This is a genomic window from Frankia sp. EI5c (genome assembly GCF_001636565.1).
GTDB lineage: Bacteria > Actinomycetota > Actinomycetes > Frankiales > Frankiaceae > Parafrankia.
Window position 1 is genome coordinate 40,330 of record NZ_LRTK01000032.1, and the last position, 21,088, is coordinate 61,417.

Annotated in this window: 18 protein-coding genes and 3 pseudogenes; 6 read left to right on the forward strand and 15 right to left on the reverse strand. The window is 73.3% G+C overall.

Features of this window, described 5'->3' with window-relative positions; translation table 11 throughout:
- Nucleotides 1-192 precede the first annotated feature (192 nt).
- A pseudogene (locus tag UG55_RS16830) lies at nt 193-2,111 on the reverse strand (WD40 repeat domain-containing serine/threonine protein kinase); the annotation flags it as partial.
- A gap of 105 nt (nt 2,112-2,216) precedes the next feature.
- Nucleotides 2,217-3,608, reverse strand: a complete 1,392-nt coding sequence (locus tag UG55_RS16835; protein WP_066069805.1) for an NAD(P)/FAD-dependent oxidoreductase — start codon at nt 3,606-3,608, stop codon at nt 2,217-2,219.
- 31 nt (nt 3,609-3,639) lie between these two features.
- Between UG55_RS16835 and UG55_RS38240 the strand changes: the two genes are divergently transcribed.
- The 6 genes and pseudogenes from UG55_RS38240 to UG55_RS16860 form a co-directional block, all read left to right on the forward strand.
- A partial coding sequence (locus tag UG55_RS38240) for a bis-aminopropyl spermidine synthase family protein (protein ID WP_242424648.1) occupies nt 3,640-4,298 on the forward strand: 659 nt, incomplete at its 3' end.
- Nucleotide 4,299: 1 nt separating this feature from the next.
- A pseudogene (locus tag UG55_RS38245) lies at nt 4,300-5,421 on the forward strand (bis-aminopropyl spermidine synthase family protein); the annotation flags it as partial.
- 10 nt (nt 5,422-5,431) lie between these two features.
- Complete coding sequence (locus tag UG55_RS16845; protein ID WP_242424649.1) at nt 5,432-6,067, forward strand: copper resistance CopC family protein; 636 nt, start codon at nt 5,432-5,434, stop codon at nt 6,065-6,067.
- A gap of 4 nt (nt 6,068-6,071) precedes the next feature.
- On the forward strand, nt 6,072-7,989 hold a 1,918-nt coding region (locus tag UG55_RS16850; RefSeq protein WP_242424650.1), incomplete at its 3' end, for a cytochrome c oxidase assembly protein.
- Between the two features lie 318 nt (nt 7,990-8,307).
- The coding region (locus tag UG55_RS16855; RefSeq protein ID WP_242424651.1) for a YhjD/YihY/BrkB family envelope integrity protein at nt 8,308-9,823 on the forward strand (1,516 nt) is incomplete at its 3' end.
- A 235-nt stretch (nt 9,824-10,058) separates the two neighbouring features.
- Nucleotides 10,059-12,641, forward strand: coding sequence for a carbamoyltransferase HypF (locus UG55_RS16860; RefSeq protein ID WP_242424652.1), 2,583 nt, complete (start codon nt 10,059-10,061; stop codon nt 12,639-12,641).
- On the opposite strand, the gene hypB is transcribed toward UG55_RS16860, so the two are convergent.
- The 13 genes and pseudogenes from hypB to UG55_RS16910 form a co-directional block, all read right to left on the reverse strand.
- The coding region (gene hypB / locus UG55_RS27475; RefSeq protein ID WP_242424653.1) for a hydrogenase nickel incorporation protein HypB at nt 12,539-13,191 on the reverse strand (653 nt) is incomplete at its 5' end. The two genes, UG55_RS16860 and hypB, sit on opposite strands and share 103 nt — an antisense overlap.
- Before the next feature lie 36 nt (nt 13,192-13,227).
- On the reverse strand, nt 13,228-13,632 hold the full coding sequence (locus UG55_RS16865) for a hydrogenase maturation nickel metallochaperone HypA (protein WP_066069814.1): 405 nt from the start codon (nt 13,630-13,632) through the stop codon (nt 13,228-13,230).
- Between the two features lie 14 nt (nt 13,633-13,646).
- Nucleotides 13,647-14,759: a hydrogenase expression/formation protein HypE gene (gene hypE / locus UG55_RS16870; RefSeq protein WP_066069817.1), complete on the reverse strand. Its 1,113-nt coding sequence runs from the start codon at nt 14,757-14,759 to the stop codon at nt 13,647-13,649.
- Nucleotides 14,756-15,925, reverse strand: a complete 1,170-nt coding sequence (hypD, locus tag UG55_RS16875; RefSeq protein ID WP_066069856.1) for a hydrogenase formation protein HypD — start codon at nt 15,923-15,925, stop codon at nt 14,756-14,758. Before hypD ends, hypE begins: the two co-directional genes overlap by 4 nt.
- Before the next feature lie 53 nt (nt 15,926-15,978).
- Nucleotides 15,979-16,251, reverse strand: a complete 273-nt coding sequence (locus tag UG55_RS16880; protein ID WP_066069820.1) for a HypC/HybG/HupF family hydrogenase formation chaperone — start codon at nt 16,249-16,251, stop codon at nt 15,979-15,981.
- A 61-nt stretch (nt 16,252-16,312) separates the two neighbouring features.
- Nucleotides 16,313-16,417, reverse strand: coding sequence for a DUF6893 family small protein (locus UG55_RS47405; protein WP_396230934.1), 105 nt, complete (start codon nt 16,415-16,417; stop codon nt 16,313-16,315).
- Between the two features lie 2 nt (nt 16,418-16,419).
- Nucleotides 16,420-16,947, reverse strand: a complete 528-nt coding sequence (locus UG55_RS16885; protein WP_066069823.1) for a hydrogenase maturation protease — start codon at nt 16,945-16,947, stop codon at nt 16,420-16,422.
- The coding region (locus UG55_RS16890; RefSeq protein WP_242424654.1) for a hypothetical protein at nt 16,944-18,158 on the reverse strand (1,215 nt) is incomplete at its 5' end. The genes UG55_RS16885 and UG55_RS16890, both read right to left, overlap by 4 nt.
- 59 nt (nt 18,159-18,217) lie before the next feature.
- Nucleotides 18,218-18,925, reverse strand: a complete 708-nt coding sequence (locus UG55_RS16895) for a DUF6084 family protein (protein ID WP_066069826.1) — start codon at nt 18,923-18,925, stop codon at nt 18,218-18,220.
- Nucleotides 18,925-19,536, reverse strand: coding sequence for a DUF5947 family protein (locus UG55_RS16900; protein WP_066069830.1), 612 nt, complete (start codon nt 19,534-19,536; stop codon nt 18,925-18,927). Before UG55_RS16900 ends, UG55_RS16895 begins: the two co-directional genes overlap by 1 nt.
- Nucleotides 19,533-20,069, reverse strand: coding sequence for a hypothetical protein (locus UG55_RS16905; protein ID WP_066069862.1), 537 nt, complete (start codon nt 20,067-20,069; stop codon nt 19,533-19,535). The genes UG55_RS16900 and UG55_RS16905 overlap by 4 nt, the downstream gene beginning before the upstream one ends.
- Nucleotides 20,070-20,074: 5 nt before the next feature.
- Nucleotides 20,075-20,324 (reverse strand): nickel-dependent hydrogenase large subunit (locus UG55_RS38255; RefSeq protein ID WP_242424655.1); only part of this gene is annotated, 250 nt, incomplete at its 5' end.
- A gap of 1 nt (nt 20,325) precedes the next feature.
- Nucleotides 20,326-21,088, reverse strand: a pseudogene (locus UG55_RS16910) (nickel-dependent hydrogenase large subunit); the annotation flags it as partial.

The window sequence follows — 21,088 nt, forward strand, 5'->3', positions numbered from 1 at the left end:
CGGGCCTGCCAGCGACCGCTGGTGCTGTTCTTCGACGAGATCGATGCGCTGGCCGGAAGGAACGGCGGCCGCACTGTCACTCTCTTCCGCGGTTAGTACGGCGGATCGTGTCGGGAATGCCGTAGTCGCCGGCGAGTAATTCAGGGCGCCCGCTCGATCTATTGCAGCTCCCACAGGCGCACCGTGTTGTCNCCGGAGCCGGTGGCGAGGGTGCGGCCGTCGGGGGAGAACGCCACCGAGAGCACCAGGGCGAGGTGGCCGGTGAGGGAGTGGGCAACGGGTGTGGAGAAACCGAGGTCGTCGATATTCCACAGGAGCACTGTGCGGTCGTCGGAGCCGGTGGCGAGGGTGCGGCCGTCGGGAGAGAACGCGACCGAGCGTACCGGGCTGACGTGGCCGGTGAGGGGTTCGCTGTAGGGGGTGGGATTTGCGGGGTTGTGCACGCTCCACAGGCGCGCTGTGTTGTCGGCGGAGCCGGTGGCGAGAAGGTTGCCGTCGGGAGAGAACGCCACCGAGAGCACCTTGTCGAGATGGCCGGTGAGGGGTTTGTCGAGAAGGGTGGGGTGTGTGGGGTCGTCGAGGTCCCACAGACGCACCGTGTTGTCGGCGGAGCCGGTGGCGAGAAGGCTCCCGTCGGGAGAGAACGCCACCGAGAGCACTGCGCCGGTCTGGCTGGTGAGGGGTTGGCCGAGGGGGGTGGGGTGTGTGGGGTCGCGGACATCCCACAGGAGCACGGTGCGGTCGTCGGAGCCGGTGGCGAGGGTGTGGCCGTCGGGGGAGTACGCCACCGAGTTCACCCAGTTGGCGTGGCCGGTGGGGGATTGGCCGAGGAGGGTGGGGTGTGTGGGGTCGCGGACATCCCACAGACGCAACCTGTGGTGAGCGGAGCCGGTGGCGAGGGTGTGGCCGTCGGGGGAGTACGCCACCGAGTTCACCGGGTAGGCCTCATTGCGGAGGGGCTGCCCGAGTGCCTGGGCGGTGCTGAGGGGCGGGGGGGAGTCGAGTCGGTCGTCGGGCTGGTTGGGGAGGGTGATCAGCAGGAGGACGGCTAGGAGCAGGAAGGCCAGGGTGGCGGCGCCGGCGATGATGCGCGCGCGGCGGTATGAGGGCGGGTGTGAGGGCGTCGGCGGCACATGGGTTACGGCCGGCGGGCTGATGGGTACGACCGGCGGGTTGATCTTCGGGTTGTTCTTGCCGGTGACTGGTGTTGCCGGTGGGGACGGTGGTTGAAGCGCACGGCGGATGGGGTCGGTGAGGTGGAGGAGTTGTCCGGTGTGATCGGAGTCGGCCCAGCCGGGTCCGTAGGCGGCGGTGGCGGCGGTGGCGAGCTCGGTGGCGAAGGTGTGGGCGTCGGCCTGGCGGTCGGCGGGGTCCTTGGCGAGTGCGCGCAGGATGACCTGGGCGAGGCCGGGGGGAACCATTGCCAGGGGTGGCGGCGGGCTGGTGAGGTGCTGGCGCAACAAGGCGTGGAGGGGCTGCTTCGGGTCGAACGGCGGAGCGCCCGCGAAGACCTGGTAGAGGGCGATGGCCAGCGCGTACAGGTCGGTGGCGGAGCTGAGGCGCCCGCCTTCGATCTGTTCGGGCGCCATGTACAGCGGGGTGCCGGCGATGCCGCTGGCGGTGGCGGCGGAGCCCTCGAACATCTTCGCGATGCCGAAGTCGGTGACTTTCACGGTGCCGTTGCCGGCGAACAGGATGTTGTCGGCCTTGATGTCTCGGTGCAGCACTTTGCGGTTGTGGGCGTGGTCGAGCGCGGCTGCGACCGCGAGTCCTACGGCGCAGCCCTGCTGGGGAGTCATGCCGCGTCGCCGGCGGGTGAGGGTGCCACCGGCGAGGAGTTCCATGACGATCAGGCACAGCCCGTCGGCCTCGCGGTAGTCGAACGCGCGCACCACATGCGGGTGGTCGAGGCTCGCCAGGGTGGCGCCTTCGGTGAGGAAGTCGCCGGTGAGCCCGTCCGGCTCCGCGCTCTTCATCACCTTGATCGCGACGCGGTGGCCCAGCTGCCGGTGCTCTCCGGCCAGCACGAGGCCGAACGCTCCTGAGCCGAGTTCGGCGCCGAGTGAGTACTCGGGCAGGATGGCTGCCACCCGATCCCGATCGATGATCATGCTGTGTGGAGGCTGGCTGGCCTCGTCCNGTTTTCCCCCGCCATGATGGGGTCAGCCTAGCGTCGCTCCGTCACACTGCGGCGCCGCCCGGAGCGATCTCTGCCGTCAGCTGGTGTGCTGGTAGATGCCGGTGCGTTCGGCGGCGGCGATCGTCTCCTCCCGCGGGTCGGGGGTGGCGTAGTGGGTGATCTCCTGGCCGAGCACGCTGTTGAGCAGCCAGTCGGTGGCCACCCGAAGCCGGTTGGCGGTCGCCGGCAGGGTCGTGAGGTGGTAGCCACGGGTCAGCACGGCCGCGGGCAGCCCGCTCAGCGTGAGGCCGAAGGGGTTCGCCACGGCGTCCCGTCCACCGAGATCGACGACGAAGCCCAGGTCGTGATGCCGGTACGGGCGCGGCTTGCGGACGCCGAGGGAGGCCGCGACGTTGCGGGCCGCCGCCGCGCCCTGGCGGACGGCGTGCTGGGCGGTCTGCCCGGTGGGCGCCCCGCCGCGGGTGCTGTCCGGGACGGCGGCGACATCACCGAGCGCGAAGACGCCGTCGACGGCGGGAACCCGGAAGAACTCGTCCGTCACGATCCGGCCGTGGTTCGTGGGCAGTTCGAGAGCCGCGGCGAGGGGGCTGGGGCGCACCCCGGCGCACCAGACGACGGTGTGGGTCGGTAGCCGGGCGTGTCTGCGGACGTTCGGCCCGCCGGTGGCGAGTGTGATCGAGTCGGCGCCGATCTCCACGGCCGACGTGCCGAGGCGGACCTCGATCCCGCGCCGGGCGAGGACCCGGGCGGCCCGCTTCCCGAGCGCCGGGGCGAGATCGTGCAGCAGGCGGGGCGCATGGTCCACCAGCAGCCAGCGGACGTCCGCCGGCCGCAGGCTCGGGTAGGTGGCCGCGGCCCGCCGGGTGAACGCGGCCATCTGCGCGGCCAGCTCGGTGCCGGTATAGCCACCCCCGACCACGACGAACGTGCACAGCGCCGCGCGGTGCCGGCGGTCCTTGGTGGCTTCGGCGAGCTCGAGCCGCGACAGGACGTGATCACGCAGCGCGACCGCCTCGTCCAGGGTCTTCAGGCCCAGTGCGTGCTCGGCGAGCCCGGGCACATCCGGGGTGGCGGTCACCGAACCGGGTGCGAGAACCAGCCTGTCCCAGTGGACGGGCCGGGTGGAGCCGTCCGCCGATCGAACCGTCACCGTCCGTGCCTGGAAGTCGGCCGAGACAACGTCCCCCAGGAAGAGTTCCGTCCGTTTCAGGACGGCGAGCAGCGCCACCGCCAGGTGTCGGGGCTCGACTGTGCTGGCGCAGACCTGCGGGATGAGCGACGTGTACAGCAGATGGTCCACGGGTGAGATCACCAGCAGCTCGGCCCGGTCGGCGGGAAGCAGCGCCTCCAGCCGGCGCAGCAGCCGCAGCCCGGCGAAGCCGCCGCCGACCACGACGACTCTGGGTGGCGCCGCGCCGCGGCTGGCGGGAGCCGGTGTTTCCAACGCGTCCAGGACCGACCTGACCACAGCTGCTCCGTCCGATGATATGAATGTCCGCATGACCGGCGAAAAATCCTCGGTGGATGCCGTCGCCGCCTTTGTGGGCAGCTTTGGCGTGCGTTCCAGACCACTACGCGAAATCCTCTCGCTGTTGACTCGCGGCAGCCAGCCGATCGAGGCCCTCATCGTGTCGACGGCGACACCGAGAAGGGTGGTAGAGGACCTTCTGCGTAGTCTTGGTGAGGACCTCGCCGAAAATTCCGAAGGGCTGAGCGTCCGGCCCGCTCTGGCTGCCCTGTACCGCGATTCCTTCGCGCTGGCCGAGGTCGGCCCGGCAGGTGGCGAGCACGGGGCCGCCGGCGACCCCGGGGCCGCCGGCGAGGCCGGTGATGCCGGCTCGCCGGTCGAGGCTCTGGCCGCGCTGATCGCGGGAGCGCCGGCCCCCCGCCGCGACCTCGATCATGTCGCCGCGACCGCGCAGACCCTGGCCCGCCGGGTGAGCTGGCTCCGCTCGACCTACGACCTGGCCGGCAGGCGGGTGCTGTTCGTCGGTGATCATGACCTGACCTCCGTCGCGCTGGCCCGCTCCTGCCCGCGCACCGAGATCACCGTCGTTGATCTGGATGAGCGGACGCTGGCGTACATCGACGCGACCGCGCGCCGCGAGGGCCTGGCGATCAGCACCCTGTTCGGAGATCTCCGGTTTGGGCTGCCGTCNGCGGCGCGGGAATGGGCGGATCTCGCCGTCACAGATCCTCCGTATACACCGGACGGTGTCGGTCTTTTTCTGGGACGTGGACTCGCGGGCCTGCGTGACCGAAAGAACGGTGTGGTGGTGCTCGCCTACGGCCACAGTCGCCTGCATCCGATGCTGGGATTTCAGGTCCAGCAGTCGGCGCAGCAGCTCGGTGTGGTTTTCGAGACAATTCTCCCGGCCTTCAACCGGTATGTCGGGGCGCAGGCGGTGGGCAGCGCGAGCGATCTGTACGTGTGCGCGCCCACCAGTCGGACCTGGAAGGTTCTCGACCGGGTGGCGGAGGGCTTCGGTACCCGCATCTACACCCACGGCCGCCAGTCCGTCGAAAGCGGCACCGAGAGCGACCTGGGCGGCCTGCTCGCCGCGGCGGGCGGTCCGGCGGTGACCACCGTGATCGGGGAGGCCGCGCCGGCCGGCTCGCCGCAGGTGCGTCGGCTGGGGCTGCGGGCGCTGTTCACCGGCTCGGACTATCTGCGGGACGTGGGCGCCGGCGCGGACATCGTGGTCGACCTGACGGCCGACCCGGGGCCGCTGCTGCTGCGCGGCCTGCTCGCGGTCACGGCCACGCGGCTCCGGCTCGTGGTGCCGGCCGATCATCCCGACACCGCCTCTCCGGGCGGTCGGGCCCGGCTCGCGGAGCTGCTCGCGCCGAAGTACCGCCTCACGTTCGCGTCGGCGTCGGCGTCGGCGGGCGGTGCCCGGTGCACGGTCGTCCAGGCGGAGCTGGCCGGCGAGGGGGGCGTGGATCCCGTCGCGCGCTGGCTGCTGGAACGCGCCCACGGCCGGATCGGCAACGTACTGCGGGAAGGGGTCATCCGCGCGGCGGCCCGGGGCGGCCGCGCGGTGTCGAAGAACGAGGCGCGGGCCGCTGTCCGCGCCCTGGTCGGCGCGGCCGAGCAGGACATCCTGGAACTGGCCCTGATGGAGCTGCCGCGGGGGCGGCTGGAGCGACTGCTGACCGCGGTTGTCACCACCACCAGCGCCGGCGCCGCGACCGCCGCGACCGCCGCGACCGGCGTCGCGGACACCGAGGCGCGTTCCGCGGGCGCGCCCCCACCTTCTTCTACCAGTGGTAGAACGTAGACTCGGCCCGGTGCAACGAGGATCGTCCGCCCCGGTGCGGCGCGCCGGGCCCAGGGCACTCGCAGCGATGACGCTGCTGTTCTGCGCCGCCATGCTTCTCACCCCCAGCGCCGCCTCGGCCCACTCGGGACTGCTGCGCACGGAACCGGGCGACGGGACCGCTCTGACGGCTCCGCCGGACCGGATCTCCCTCGTCTTCAACGAACCGGTCTGGACGGACTACGCGACCGTCGCGGTGACCGACAGCGGCGGGCGCCAGCTCACGACCGGGTCGCCGCAGGTCATCGAGACAACCCTGTCAGTGCCACTACAGGGTGCCGAAACCGGTGAGTACCACGTAACGTGGCGCGTGGTCTCGGCCGACGGCCATCCGATCACCGGCCAGTTCTCCTTCACGGTCGCCGGGAGCGGCGCCGCGGCCCAGCAACCCACCGCGGCGTCGTCGGCCGCCGCGCCGGGGTCACCGGCCGGCCAGGTGGCGAGCCCGGAGGGCGGAGCCGGCACCGCCGCGGCCACGACGCCGCCGGTCTTCGAACCGGCACCCCCGGAGGAGGGCGAGAACTGGTGGATCATCGGCGTCCTCGTCGCGGCGCTGGTCGCCCTCGGTGGCGCGGTGCTGCTGTACCGGCGACGGAACCGGCGGTAGGACGGTGACCGCCCCCGTGGTCGCCCTGGGTGCGGCGCTGCTGCTGATCGCGCTGCTGGTGACCGTCACCCTGATCCCGGCGGCGGCGAGCCTGCCCGGCCTTCCCGACGCCGGCTCGCTGACCCACTGGGGGCTGCCGATCGCCCGGGTCGTCGGTGAGGTGGCCTCGATGGGGACGATCGGCTGGCTGCTGGCCGCCGCCGTCCTGATCCCGACCAAGAACGGCCGGCTCGGTGCGGCGGCGCGCCGTCGTGGCCGCGCGGCCGCCGCGGCGGCCGGGGTGTGGCTGGTGGCGACCGTCGCCGAGCTGGTGTTCACCGCCTCCGACATCACCGCCCGCCCGGCTGGCGAGGTGCTCGACCCGGCGGCGCTGCGCTCGTTCGTCAGCGCGACCGGGCAGGGCAAGGCGCTGGTCGGCGTGGCCGGGTGCGCGCTGGTCGTCGCCCTGGTCGGCCCGACGCTGATGTCGACGGTGGCCGCCGGCTGGCTGCTGGCCCTGGCCGGCGTGGCGCTGCTCCCGCCCGTGTTCACCGGCCATGCCGCCGGCTCGTCGCAGCACAGCCTGGCCGTCGTCGCGCTCGGCCTGCATGTGCTGGCGGCCGTGGTCTGGATGGGTGGCCTGCTGGCGCTGCTGACCCTGCGCGGCGGCACCGACTCCGCCTTCTTCGCCGCGCTGCGCCGCTACTCCCGGGTGGCCGCGATCGCCGCCGCGGCGACCGCGCTGGGCGGCATCGCCAGTGCCGCGATCCGGCTCGGCGGGTTCGGCCCGCTGGTCGGCGAGCGTTACGGCCTGATGGTCCTCGGCAAGTCCGCTGGCCTGCTCGTCGCGGTCGCGCTGGGCGGCGTGCTGCGCCGCCGGGTGATCGCCGGTTCACCGGAGAAGCCCGCCGGTTCGCCGGACGACAGGCCCGCCGGTCCGCTGGACGAGTCCGCGGGCCGGAACGCCGCCTCCTCCGGGGCGCGGCGCCAGACGTTCTTCCGGCTCGCGATGGTCGAGATCTTTGTGCTGGCGGCGACCTTCGGCCTGGCCACGGCGCTGTCCCGGACCCCCACACCGGTGGACGACGCGGCGGTGCCCGGGGATGCCACCGAGGCCATGCTCGGCTACCCGATGCCACCGCCGGTCACCCCCTGGCGGCTGCTGGCGGACTGGCGTCCCGACTGGGTGTTCATCGGTCTGTGCACACTCGCCGCCGGGCTCTACCTGGCCGGCGTGATCCGGCTGGCGCGCCGCGGGGACCGGTGGGCCCTCGGCCGCACGATCTGCTTCCTCGGCGGGCTCGCCGTCGTCCTCACCGTCACCTCCGGCGGCCTCGGGCGCTACGGCCCGGTGCTGCTCAGCGTGCACATGAGCCAGCACATGATCCTCACCATGCTGGCGCCGATCCCGCTGGTGCTCGGCGCGCCGATCACCCTCGCGCTGCGGGCGCTGCGGCCCGCCGCCGAGCCCTACCGCGGCGGCCCCCGCGAATGGCTGGTGGCGGCCCTGCACTCGTGGCCGGCGCGGGTGCTGACCCACCCGCTGTTCGTCACCGCGAACTTCGCCGGCAGCCTCTACGTCATCTACCTCAGCCCGCTGCTGGGCCAGCTGATGAACGACCACCTCGGGCACCTGTTCATGAACGCCCATTTCCTGATGACGGGCTTCTACTTCTTCGAGGTGCTCATCGGGGTCGATCCGCTGCCCCGGCGCCCGCCGCACCCGGGGCGGGTGCTGATGCTGGTCGCCGTGGTTCCGTTCCACGCCTTCCTCGGGCTCACCATGATGAGCACGACGTCCGTGCTCGGCAGCGGGTGGTACGACACGCTCGTCCGGCCCTGGGGCGCCAGCCCGCTGGGCGACCAGGGCACCGCCGGCGGCATCGCCTGGTCGTTCGGCGAGGTCCCGACCCTGATCGTCATGCTCGTGCTGGCCGTCCAGTNGGCGCGCACCGACGAGCGCCGCGCGCGCAACCGGGAGCGGCGGATCGACGCGGTCGGCGTGGACGAGCAGCTCGACGCCTACAACGCCTACCTCGCCAGGCTCAACGGGGTCCGCCCGGTGCCGGCCACCGCCGCCGGCCCGCCGCGGCCGCGTGCGGGCGAGTCCGCCGCCGCCCCGGACGGCCAGTCCCCGGTGTAGATCTGGCGGCCTGCGGGGAGTCCGGATGCAGACCATCCCTACTATCGCGGTCGACAGTCGATAACTTTCCCGGGCGTCCTCGGCGCGGTCGCGGCGCGGCGGGGCGAGGAGGCGCAGGATGGCCCTCGGCACGCGTCTGGATCGTGCCCAGCAGCGAAGGCCCAGCGTCGCGTTCCCGCTCGCGGTCGTCTACAAGTTCACCGAGGACCAGGGCGGCTACCTGGCCGCACTGATCGCCTTCTACGGCTTCCTCTCGCTGTTCCCGCTGCTCCTGCTGCTCACCACCGGCCTCGGCTTCGTGCTGGCCGGCCAGCCGGACCTGCAGGAGCAGGTGGTCAGCTCGGCGCTCAGCCAGTTCCCGATCATCGGCGACCAGCTGCGCAGCGACGTGAAGGCGCTGCGGGGGAGCGCGGCGGCGGTGGCCATCGGTGTCCTCGGCAGTATCTGGGGCAGCCTCGGGGTGGCGCGCGCGCTCGGCAACGCGCTGGACACGGTCTGGGCGGTTCCGCGCCGTTCCCGGCCGAACCCGTTCTTCGCCCGGGTGCGCAGCTTCGGCCTGATCGGTCTGCTCGGCCTCGGTGTGGTGCTGACCACCGTGCTGTCGGCGATCACGACCCGGGCGAGCGACCTGGGGACGGGGCTCGGGGTGGGCCTGCAGGTGCTGGCGGTGCTGCTCGGTATCGCCGGCAACACCGGCCTGATCCTGGTGGCCTTCCGGCTGCTCACGGTGAAGGAGGTCTCGTTCGGGGAGATCCTGCCCGGGGCGGCGATCGCGGCGCTGGGCTGGCAGGTCGTCCAGTCGGCCGGTACCTACCTGCTCCAGTACCAGCTTCAGGGCCGTACGCAGGTGTACGGGCTGTTCGCCTTGGTGCTCGGTCTGGTGACCTGGCTGTATCTGCTGGCGGCCGTGGTCGTGTTCGCGATGGAGATCAACGCGGTGCGGGTCGGCCGGCTCTACCCGCGCGCCCTGCTCACCCCGTTCGTGGACGACGTCGTGCTGACGGAGTCGGACCGCCGGGTCTACACGGCGTACGCGCAGGCGGAACAGTTCAAGAGCTTCCAGCGGGTCAACGTCTCCTTCGACCAGGATCGACCCGTGGACCTGCTGCATGCGATGCGCACGACGGGCACCTGCCGGCGGTTCCGGCCGGACCCGGTGCCCGCGGACGTCCTGCTGGCCGCGTTCGACGCGGCGCGGTTCGGCCCGCAGGGCGGGAACCGGCAGCCGGTGCGGTTCGTGGTCGTCCGCGACCTGGAGCGCCGCCGCGCGCTCGCCGAGCTCTACCGTGCCCGCTGGGAGCCCTACCTCGCCGAACGCGGGATCGACCCGCCGGCCGACACGGATCACTTCGCGCGCAACCTCGCCGACGTCCCGGTGCTCGTGGTGGTCTGCGCGAAGCTGGCGGCGCTGCACCCCACCGACACCGGGCTGGACCGGCTGAGCATCGTCGGCGGGGCGTCCGTCTACCCGATCGTGCAGAACCTCTGCCTGGCCCTGCGCGCGGCGGGAGTCGCCAGCGCCCTGACCACCCTGCTGGTGGCGGACGAGCCCGCGGTGGCCGAGCTGCTCGGCATTCCCGCCGGGTACGCGACCGCCGCGCACCTGGCGGTGGGCTACCCCGAGCACGACTTCCNCCGCCGGCTGCGCCGCCGCGCCGTCTCCGACCTGGTCTTCGACGAGACCTTCGGGCGCCCGCTGAGCGACCCTCCCGGTTCCCCCCCGGAGTCGCCGGAACTTTCCGGGGTGTCGGGTGTGCCCGAGTCGTCGGAGCATCCCGGGCCGTCGGGCGATACCCGCTAGCCTGCGCGACACTCGGAACATGGCGTCACGACAGCATGTCAGGGTCGAGGTGACTGGGACGGTGCAGGGTGTCGGCTTCCGTCCCTTTTGTGCATGGCCTGGCCTCCCGGCTGGGGCTGAGCGGCGAAGTCGGTAACGACCCCGAGGGCGTCCACATCGAGCTGGACGGCGACGACGACCGGATCAACGCGTTTCTCGCCGCGCTGCTCGGCGAAGCCCCGCCGCTGGCCCGGATCGAGAGCGTGGACGTCACCAGTGAGCCCCCGGACGGCGCCGGGCGGGCCGCGGGGGGCTTCCGCATCGCGGCGAGTGACCAGGACCCCGCCGGTGGGCGGGCGCGAACCGTGGTCTGCGCGGACAGCGCAACCTGCGCGGACTGCCTCGCCGAGCTGGCCGACCCGGCCGACCGGCGATATCAGTTCCCGTTCGTCAACTGCACGAACTGCGGCCCGCGCTTCACGATCATCAAGGACGTCCCCTACGACCGGCCGGCGACGACCATGGCGCCGTTCCGGATGTGCGCCCGGTGCGCCGCGGAGTACCACGACCCGGGCGACCGCCGTTTCCACGCCCAGCCGGTGTGCTGCCCGGAGTGCGGGCCCACGCTTACCTTCCGCCCGGCGGCCGGTTTCTGGCTGACGCCCGAGTTCGGGCTCGGGCCCGGCTTCCGGCTGGGCGCGGGGTTCATGCCCGCACCCGCCGATCCGGCCCGGCGTTGCGCCCATGCCCTCGACCAGGCGGCGGCGCTGCTGCGGGCCGGCGGGATCCTGGCGGTGAAGGGGCTCGGCGGCTACCACCTGGCGGTGCTCGCCGCCGACGAGACCGCGGTGGCGACGCTGCGCCGGCGCAAGCGGCGCGAGGCCAAGCCGTTCGCGGTGATGGCCCGGGACCTGGCCACCGTCGAACAGCTGTGCTTCCTCGACCCGATCGCGCGCGCCCTGCTCACCGACCGCCGGCGGCCCATCGTCCTGCTCGACCACCGGCGCCGCCCCCGCGCTCCCGGCGACCGGAGTCGTGCCGGTGACCGGAGTCGTGCCGGCGACCGGAGTGGCGTTGACGACGCGGTCCCGGGCGGGCCGCCGCGCATCGCGCCGTCGGTGGCGCCCGGTGTCGGCACGCTCGGCGTGATGCTGCCGTACACCCCCCTGCACCATCTGCTGCTCGCGCGACTGCCCGGCCCGATCGTGCTCACCAGCGGCAACATCTCCGACGAGCCGATCCTGTTCGAGGACGAGGAGGCGCTCGCCGCCCTCGGCCCGATCGCCGACGGCTTCCTCCTCCACGACCGCGCCATCCACGCCCGGCTGGACGACTCGGTCGCCCGGTCGGTGCGCGGCCGCGAGACCCTGGTGCGCCGCTCCCGCGGCTACGTTCCGGAGCCGGTGCGGCTGCCGTGGGAGGTCGGGCGGCCCGTGCTGGCCTGCGGCGCCGAGCTGAAGAACACGGTGTGCCTGGCGGCGGGACGCCGGGCCTTCCTCTCCGGGCACATCGGCGACCTGGAGAACCACGCGACGATGCGCTCGTTCGTCGGCGGCATCGAGCACCTGCGCCGGCTGTTCGACATCACCCCGGAGCTGGTCGCGCACGACCTGCACCCGGAGTACCTGTCGACCAAGTGGGCGCTCGAGCAGGACCTGCCCACCGTCGGCGTCCAGCACCACCACGCGCACATCGCCTCCTGCCTGGCGGACAACGGCCACCCCGGCCCGGTGCTCGGGGTGGCTTTCGACGGTCTGGGTTTCGGTACCGACGGCACGCTGTGGGGCGGCGAGTTCCTGCTGGCCGACCTCGCCGGCTTCACCCGGGTCGCGCACTTCGAACCGGTGCCGCTGCCCGGTGGGGCCGCGGCGATCCGCGAGCCGTGGCGGATGGCCGCCGCCTACCTGGTGGCCGGCGGCGGTGCGGTGGCCTGCGGCGGCGGTGCGGTGGCCTGCGGCGGTGTGCCGCGGGAGGCCGACCGGCGGCTGCTGGCGGTGGCCCGCCGCAACGAACGATGGTGGGACGCGGTGGTCAGCCTGGCCCGCGCGCGGTCGGTCGTCCGACTGACCAGCAGCGTCGGCCGCCTGTTCGACGCGGTCGCCGCGCTCGTCGGCGTGCGCGACACGATCGACTACGAGGGGCAGGCGGCCATCGAGCTGGAGCGGCTCGCCGCCCCCGGCTACCACGGTGGCTACCACGTCGGCCCGCCCCTCCCGGACGCCGGTCCCGGTCCCGGTCCCGGTCCCGGCTCCGGCTCCGGCTCCGGTGGCCCGGTGCGGCTGCCGGGCACCGAACTGGTCCGCGGGGTCGTCGAGGACCTGCGCGAGGGGATCGAGCCGGCGGTGATCGCAGCCCGCTTCCACAGCAGCCTCGCCGAGCTCACCGTCGACACCTGCGTGGCGCTGCGGGCGCGGCTGCCCGGTGCGGCGGCGGAGACGGTGGCGCTGTCCGGCGGGGTGTTCGGGAACCTGCGGCTGCTGGGCGAGATCGAGGACGGCCTGCTCCGGGAGGGGTTCGCGGTGCTGACCCACTCCCAGGTGCCGGGTAACGACGGCGGGATCAGCCTCGGTCAGGCGGTGGTCGCCAACGCGCGCAGCCAGGCCAGCCACGCCGTCAGACCCGAGCCGTCCCGGGCCGAGACCGGCAGCACCCGGGCGGCCGGGTTGACCTGACGCAGCGCGGCGGTGAATGCCTCGCCGTCGAAGTCCAGGTGGGGCAGCAGGTCGACCTTGGTCAGCAGGACGAGATCGGCCACCCGGTACATGTGCGGGTACTTGGCGGGCTTGTCCGGGCCCTCGGTCACCGAGGCGAGCACGACGCGGGCGGACTCGCCGAGATCGAACAGGCCGGGGCACACCAGGTTCCCCACGTTCTCGATGAGGACCACCCCGCCGGGCGGCGGGTCGAGGCCGCGCAGCGCCCGGCCCACCGCACCGGCCTCCAGATGGCAGCCGGTGCCGGTGTTCACCTGGACGGCGGGCGCGCCGGTGGCGCGGATCCGCTGGGCGTCCAGCGGTGTCTCCTGGTCGCCTTCGATCACCGCGCAGCCGACGGTGCCGGCGAGAGCCGGAACCGTGCGCTCCAGCAGCGTGGTCTTGCCCGAGCCTGGCGAGCTCATCAGGTTCACCGCGGACGTCCCGCGCGCGGCGAGCCAGTCCCGGTTCTCCCGGGCCGACTCGTCGTTGCGGGCGAGGACGTCCAGCTCCAGGCGGATCGTCCGCCNGGTGCCGCTGTCGGCGCATCCACACGTGCCACACATCAGGACACCTCCTGCCCGCGCCCCGCGAGCCGCCCGCCGCCTGGTCCCGCGGTCGGTCCGTTGGTCGGTCCGTCGACGACCTCGACGGCGGTGATCCGGACCTGCTCACCGCCGGTCAGGTCGATCTCATGACTCCCGCACCGACACGGCGTGAGCAGGTCGGGCAGCGCGACCTCGTCGCCGCAGCGGCGGCAGCGGCCCCACCCGGGCGGCTGCGAGACCTCCAGACACGCCCCGTCCAGCGGCGTGCCGGCGGCGACCAGGTCGAAGCAGAACCGCACCGGTTCGACCATCACCCCCGACAGCCGGCCGATCTCCAGCCTGACCCGGCTGACCCGGACGCCCGCGGGGATCCGCTCGGCGATCATGTCGACCAGGCCGACGGTGACCGAGAGCTCGTGCATGCGTCACCCCCCGGTCAGCAGATGCGGGGGAGCGGGTCGCCGACGAGCAGGTCGACGATGCGGGTGCCGCCGAAGGCGGTGTTCAACAGCACCGTCCCCGGTGGGTCGTCGACGATCCGGCCGATGACCGTCGCGTCCGAGCCCAGCGGATCGGCCCGCAGCGCGGCGAGGGCGGCGTCGACGGCCGCCGGGGCCACCACGGCGACCATCCGGCCTTCGCAGGCGACGTACAGCGGGTCGAGCCCGAGCAGTTCACAGGCCCCGCGGACCTCGGTCCGCACCGGGATCGAGTCCTCCTCGACGACCACCCCGACCCCGGACGCCGTCGCGATCTCGTTCAGGATCGTCGCCACACCGCCCCGGGTCGCGTCCCGCATCGCCCGTACCCCGCCGTCCCGGCCCGCCGCCGCGAGCAGCCGCGTGACCAGGTCCGCCAGCGGGGCGGTGTCCGAGCGGATCTCGGCGCGCAGATCCAGCTCACCGCGGGCCAGCAGGACCGTGATCCCGTGGTCGCCGATCGGGCCGGTGACCAGGACGACATCCCCCGGCCGGGCCAGGGAGGCGCCGAGGCGCAGGTCCGGGTCGACCAGCCCGACGCCGGTGGTGGTGATGTAGCAGCCGTCCGCGCGGCCGCGTTGCACGACCTTCGTGTCCCCGGTCACGATCGACACCCCGGCGCGCGCGGCGGCGGCGGCCATGGACGCGACGATGCGCCGCAGCTCCGCCACGCTCATCCCCTCCTCGAGGATGACCGCGCAGGCCAGGTGCAGCGGGCGGGCGCCGGCCACCGCCAGGTCGTTGACGGTGCCGTTGACGGCGAGATCGCCGATGTCGCCGCCGGGGAAGAACAGCGGCGTCACCACGAACGAGTCCGTGGTCAGCGCGAGGCGCTCGGCCCCGGCGGTGAACACCGCCGCGTCCTCCAGCGGCTCCAGCAGCGGGTTGCGCAGCGCCTCCAGGAACACCGCGTCGACCAGCGTCGCGGTGGCCTTCCCGCCGGCGCCGTGCGCCGAGGTGATGTGCGTGTCCCGCAGCTTCGGCCGCCGCCGCCGCGCCGCGTCGACCCGGTCGAGCACCCCGGCCGCTCCCGCGCGGGCCGGGGTGGTGCCCCGGCTGGTCGCCGTCATGCTCGGCTCATCGCCTTCCCGCTCCCGGCGTCGGCCGCCGCCGGGCCGCGCGCCGCCGCGGCGGCGCGATGGCGGAGGCGTCCGAAGTTGTAGTAGGCCGCGCAGGCCCCCTCGGGGGAGACCATGCAGGCCCCGATCGGGGTCTCCGGGGTGCAGCCGGTGCCGAAGACACCGCACTCCCACGGCTTGATGACCCCGGTGAGGACCTCCCCGCACTGGCAGGCCTTCGGGTCGGCGACCCGGGCACCCGGCGGGGCGAAGATCCGCTCGGCGTCGAAGGCGGCGAAGCGCTCCCGCACCTGCATGGCCGACCAGGGGATGTGCCCCAGGCCGCGCCACTCGAAGTCCGGCCGCGGTTCGAGCACCCGGTCGATCGCGGCCAGCGCCACCGGGTTCCCCTCGGCGGCGACCACCCGGGTGTACTGGTTCTCCACCTCACAGCGCCCGTCGTGCAGCTGGCGCAGCAGCTGGTAGATGGACTGCAGGATGTCCAGCGGCTCGAAGCCGGAGACCACCAGCGGCCGGCCGTAGTCACGCGGGATGAACTCGTAGGGCCGGCAGCCGATGACCGTCGAGACGTGGCCCGGGCCGACGAAGCCGTCCAGCCGCACGTCGGGGGAGTCGAGGATCGCCCGCAGCGCCGGCACGATCGTGATGTGGTTGCAGAAGACGGAGAAGTTCCGCAGGCCCTCCGCCGCCGCGCGCAGCACCGTCAGCGCCGTGGACGGCGTCGTCGTCTCGAAGCCGATGGCCATGAACACGACCCGCCGGTCGGGGTTCGCGCGCGCGATCTTCAGCGCGTCGAGCGGCGAGTAGACCATCCGGATGTCGGTGCCCTCGGCGTTCGCGTCGAAGAACGAGCCGCCGCTGCCCGGGACCCGCATCATGTCGCCGAACGAGGTCATGATGACCCCGTCCTGACGGGCGATGTGGATCGCGTCGTCCACCCGGCCCATGGGGATGACGCACACCGGGCAGCCCGGGCCGTGCACCAGGGAGACCCCGGGTGGCAGGTGGTCCTCCAGCCCGTGTTTGTAGATCGTGTGGGTGTGCCCGCCGCAGACCTCCATGAAGGCGTACTCGCGGCCGGGTTCCAGCAGCTCGGCCATCCGGGCGGACAGCGCCCGGGCGGTGCCGGCGTCCCGGTACTCGTCGACGAAACGCATCAGCTCCACCTCCCGTCAGTCGGTGGACGTCCGATCAGTCGAGGGACGTCCCGTCAGTCGATGGCCGAGGCGCGCAGGGCGACCAGTTCGTCGTCGTAGGCGCGCCCGAGGCCGGTGAGGAACTCCAGCGCCGCCTGCGCCTCGGCCTCGTCGATCTGGGACAGCGCGAAGCCGACATGGATCAGCACCCAGTCGCCGGGACGGGGCGGGCAGGCGTCCAGCAGCCCGATGTTGATCGCCCGCCGCACGCCGCTGACGTCCACCGTCGCGATGTCGGGGCGGTCCGGCCAGATCTCCACGACCTCGCCCGGGATACCAAGGCACATTCTGATCACCGACGATTCCGGAGGTTGGGTTGGATCTCCCGCCTGACCGGCGGGGGCGCGGTCAGAGGCGGCTGAACTCCAGGTAGCGCCGGATGTCCGGGGCGACGGCGACGGCGACGGCGCCGAGGCCCGCGGTGACGGCGGCGAGCAGCATCCAGTGCGACATGATCACTCCTTTGCCGGGGGTGCGAGGGTGGGCGTCCGCGGACCGGCCCCGGCACCGCTTCCGGCCCCGGGGCTGGTCGCCGCCTTCTCCAGGACGGACCGGACGAGCCGGGCGGCGGGGGCGACCGCGGCCGCCACCGGCGCGGACAGCCCGATCCGGGGTTCGATCTCGGCCGGTTGGCAGCCGATCATCAGCACCCGTTCGAGATGCCCGCCGAGGGTGGCGACGAGGTCGAGCACCGCGTCCGGACGCATCCCGTGCGCGTCGAGGCCGGCCGGAATCCTTGGGTCGCTCAGGTCGAGCAGCGTCACCGTCCCCGGTGGGTGCCCGCTCCCGACCGCGTCGACGAGCACCACCAGGTCGAACCCCGAGCAGAGGTCGAAGGCGAGCTGCAGTCCGCTGATGCCGTAGTCGGCGACGATCGCGCCCGGCGGCGGGCCGGCCCGAAGCAGGTGCCGGGCCACCTCCACCCCGAACCCGTCGTCGCCGAACAGGACGTTCCCGACCCCGGCGACCAGCGTGGCGCTCATCGCGGCGCCAGTTCGTCGGGGGTGAAGTACAGGAAACGACCGAACTCCCTGCGCAGGTCGGCGCCCGGGTCCTCGTCCAGGGTGACCGCGATGTGGGTTCGGCCGTCGAGGTCGTGCAGCACGGCGGCGACGGTGGCCGCCGCGCCGTCGACGAACATGTCCTGGGCGTCGGTCCGCCCGCGCCGGGGGTGCACCCACACGGAGCTGCCCTCGGTCAGGTGCGCGGGGGGTGCCGAGGCGGGCCCGTCCGCCCGCGGCGGGGTGATCCGGGTGCGGCCGTGCAGCTTCTCGACCATGGCCGGAGCGAGCTCGGCGACCGCGTCGAGCAGCTCCGCGGCCCGTGGGTCGTCCGCCCGGGCCTCCCGGCGCTCGGTGTCGGTCAGGGTGGCTGTCCGCAGCGCGAGCATCTCGTCGATCTCGGTCGCATCGCAGAACGGGGCCGGGCTCTCCGCCGCGACCCGGGGATCGTCCGGCAGGATGATCGGCGCGGCGAGCAGCGTGTCGCTGCGGCCGGGCCGGCCCAGCAGGGCGGGCCACATCCGTTCGTTGACGCAGCCTCCGGCCGCCTCGGCCGCCCATTCGGGCGGGTCGGCGAGGGAGAGGAACCGGCCCCCGTACCCGCGGGCGACCAGCTGGAGCCCGATGAACGCGGTGCCCAGCGCCGTGTCGCGGTCGCGGGCGTGTTCGTCGTGCTTGTCGTGGTTGTCGGGGTTGTCGTGGTTGTCGGGGTGGACGCCCGTCGGCCACACCTCGGTGGAGATGTTCCGGATCGTGGCGCGGACCCGGAATCCGCCGTAGGGGCCGGGCAGCCGCTGGGCGTCGAGGAGCAGCTCACCCCGCGCCCGGGGTTCCTGCTCCGGGGCGCGGGCCGTGGCGGGCAGCTCCCAGCGCACCGGGGTGTCGAGCAGGTCGTCGACGCGCACCGCCAGGCCGGCCGCGGCCTCGCCGCGCCCGCCGGGGTGTTCCCACAGCCAGCGCAGGGCGACCCTCAGCCGGGTCCGCGGCCCGCCGTCGAGGAGGAACTCGGTGTGGGCGTCGCTGTGCTCACCCGCCGCGGTGGACGCCGGCGGCATCAGCACCCCGAACTGCCAGCGATGGCGGTTCTTCAGCGCGTCCGCCCGGTAGGGGTAGAGGAGGTAGCCCTCGTACAGGACGGTGTCCGACACGGCCCGCGCGGATTCGTCCAGGAAATCGAGGATCTCGCCGCTTCCNGGCGACCGGATCGTGGCCCGCTCGGGCGGGACCGGCGGCCTGGCCGTGTCGGCTCTGCTCATCGTGGCCTCCCGGCGAGTCGTGCCTGCCCGGCGAGTCGTGTCTGCGCGGCGGGTCGTGCCTGCCCGGTGGGTGGCGGCTGTTCGGCCGGCCGGGTCTCGCCGGCCAGCAGGGCGACGATCGCGGCGTCGGCGGTCGGGATGGCGTGGTCGAGCCGGTAGCGCGCCAGCGCGTCGACGGTGCCCCGGTCCAGGCGCAGCCACGCGGTGCCCGGGAAGTACTGGTCGATCAGGTCGCGCCAGCACGCCACCGGCAGGCGGCAGGTGGCCTCCAGATGCCAGGGCACCTGCTCGACCCGCAGGCCGTGCGCTCCCACCCCGAACACGGTTCCGCTGAACAGGAGGTTCAGCGGGATCACCCCGTCGCGCAGCGAGCTGAAGTAGTTGCCGGCGGCGACCTCAAGATCGTAGGTGCAGGGCACGTCGAGATCGAGGTCGGTCTCGCCGCTGAAACCCGGCACCGTCGCCGACACCATCGCGAACTGGATCGGGTGCGGCGGTCCGCCCCCGAACAGCCCGGTCAGCGCGCGGGACTCCTCGTCGTCGTAGCGGCGCGCGGCCGGGTTGATCCGGATCTGGCAGCGCAGCGCCAGCGCGTGCAGCCGCTCACCGCTGTGCTCCTCGATGCGCAGCCGGAACCGCAGGGTCGGCGCCGCCGCGTGCCGCAGCGGTGCGACGTCCACACAGGTGAAGGTCAGCTCGGCCATCACCCGGCCTCCGTGGTGGCGGCACCCGTCGACGTCGCTCCCGCCCGCCGACGGGCGGCGGCGAGGAAGTCGGCCACGTGCGCGCGGGCCTCGGCACCGCCGTCGAATCCCCGCCAGTGCAGCCGCAGCTCGCCGACCAGGCGGTAGCAGGCATCGATCGGCAGCAAGTAGCCGGCCTGGCCATCCCGGGTGACGTGCACGAGCAGCGCCTCCACCTCGGGCTCCGGCTGCCACCCCGGCACCTCCAGGGCGGCGGGCAGCTCGCAGTGCGTCGCCCCCGCCGGGCTCGGGTAGAACGCGTTCACCTGCCCGTCGTGGATCACGAAGAAGGCCAGCCCCACCGGAATGCCCGCGGCCGCGAGCAGCTCCGCCGCGGCGGGGAACCGGGGGGCGAAGCGGTACCGGCTGGGAATCGCGCGGTACCGGCCGCCGCCGGCTCCGGCGGCGGCGAACAGCAGCCGGCACCCGGCACAGGCGCACACGATGGAACGGGCCGCCAGGTCGGCGACGTGCCCGTGCCCGTCGGGGATCTCCTCGCCGCAGAACTCGCAGCGGGTGGCGGCGACGGCGGCGGCGTCCCGCACCAGGAAGCGGCGCAGCGTGGCGGTCACGACGCGCTCACGCCCACGACCGGCAGCAGCTCCCGCCCCGCGGCGAGATCGTCCGCGGAGGCACCGCCCTCGACGTCCACGCGCACCTCGGGGGCGAGCGCCGCGAGGGCACCCTCGACCGCGGCGATCACCGCCCGGCGGGTCGCCGCCGAGCCGTTCGAGTGGTTCGAGTGGACGGTGACCACCTGGTCGTCGTCCCGTCCGGTGAGCTCGTAGCCGGGGGTCCGGTCGCCCAGCTGGCCGCGGACCTGTTCGAAGGCCGTCGCGACGCGTTCGCGGGTGCTGTCGGGGTGCAGGCCGTGCATCGCCAGCACGGCGCACAGGTGCTGGTCCGCGGCGAGGCGCCGCACCGTGTCCGCGCCCGCGAGCTGGGTGATCCGGCTGAGCCCGGCGCCGTAGAACTCCATCAGCGCCCGGACGATCTCTTCGGCGAGCACCCTCGTCCGGCTGTCGCCCAGCTGCTCCAGCCGGGCGAGCAGGTCCTCCACCCGAGCGGCGGCGCCGCGCGGGTCGGTGGCCGTCGCCGCCGTCATCGCCTTCACCCCACCGGGGTGAAGGCGTGCGGGGTGTGCACCACCTCCAGGGTCCGCCCGGCGCCGGTGTGCATGTGCACCCCGCAGGGCAGGCACGGGTCGAAGCTGCGGATGGTGCGCATGATGTCGATCCCCTTGAAGGACTCCGGCGGGTTCTGCTCGAAGATCGGCGTGTTCTGCACCGCGTCCTCGTAGGGACCGGGCGTCCCGTACACATCGCGCACGCTGGCGTTCCACGGCGTCGGCGGGTAGGGGNGGTAGTTCGCGATGCGCCCGTCACGGATGACCATGTGGTGGGACAGCACGCCGCGGACGGCCTCGGTGAAGCCGCAGCTCACCGCGTCCTGCGGCACCTCGAACGGTTCCCAGGTGCGGTTGTGGCCGGCGCGTACCTCGGCCAGCGCCTGCTCGGCGAAGTACACCGCGCAGGCCGCCGCGTAGGCCTGGAAGTAGGTGCGGGCGCGGTTGCGCTCCAGTGCGTTGCTCCAGCGGGGGATCGACCATTCGTAGGTGCGCTCGCCGACGGTCGCCGACTTCGGCAGCGTGATCTGGACACTGCTGCCGGTGGCCCGGACATAGCCGATGTCGACCAGCCCGGACAGCGCCGTGCTCCACAGCCGCGCGATCGGGCCGCCGCCGGTGTCGAGCGGCAGGTGGTCCGTCCCGTCGAACCAGCGCGGCGACATGACCCACGAGTACTTGTCGTCGAAGTCGCGCCGGCCCGGGTGGGGGAGGGTGTGCTGGTTCCAGGGATGGTGGCGGTCCACCGGGTTGCCCAGTGGGTCGGTGGTGACGAACCGCGGCTGGTCGGCCCAGTCGTCGTAGTACGAGCTGCCCAGCAGGATGCGGATGCCCAGATTGATGTCGACCAGGTCGTTGGTCACCAGGTTGCCGTCGACGACGACCCCGGGCGTGACGAACATCTGCCGGCCCCAGGCGGCCATGTTCCGATAGGTGAAGTCGCAGTGCGCCGGGTCGTTGAACGAGCCCCAGCAGCCGAGCAGTATGCGCCGCCGGCC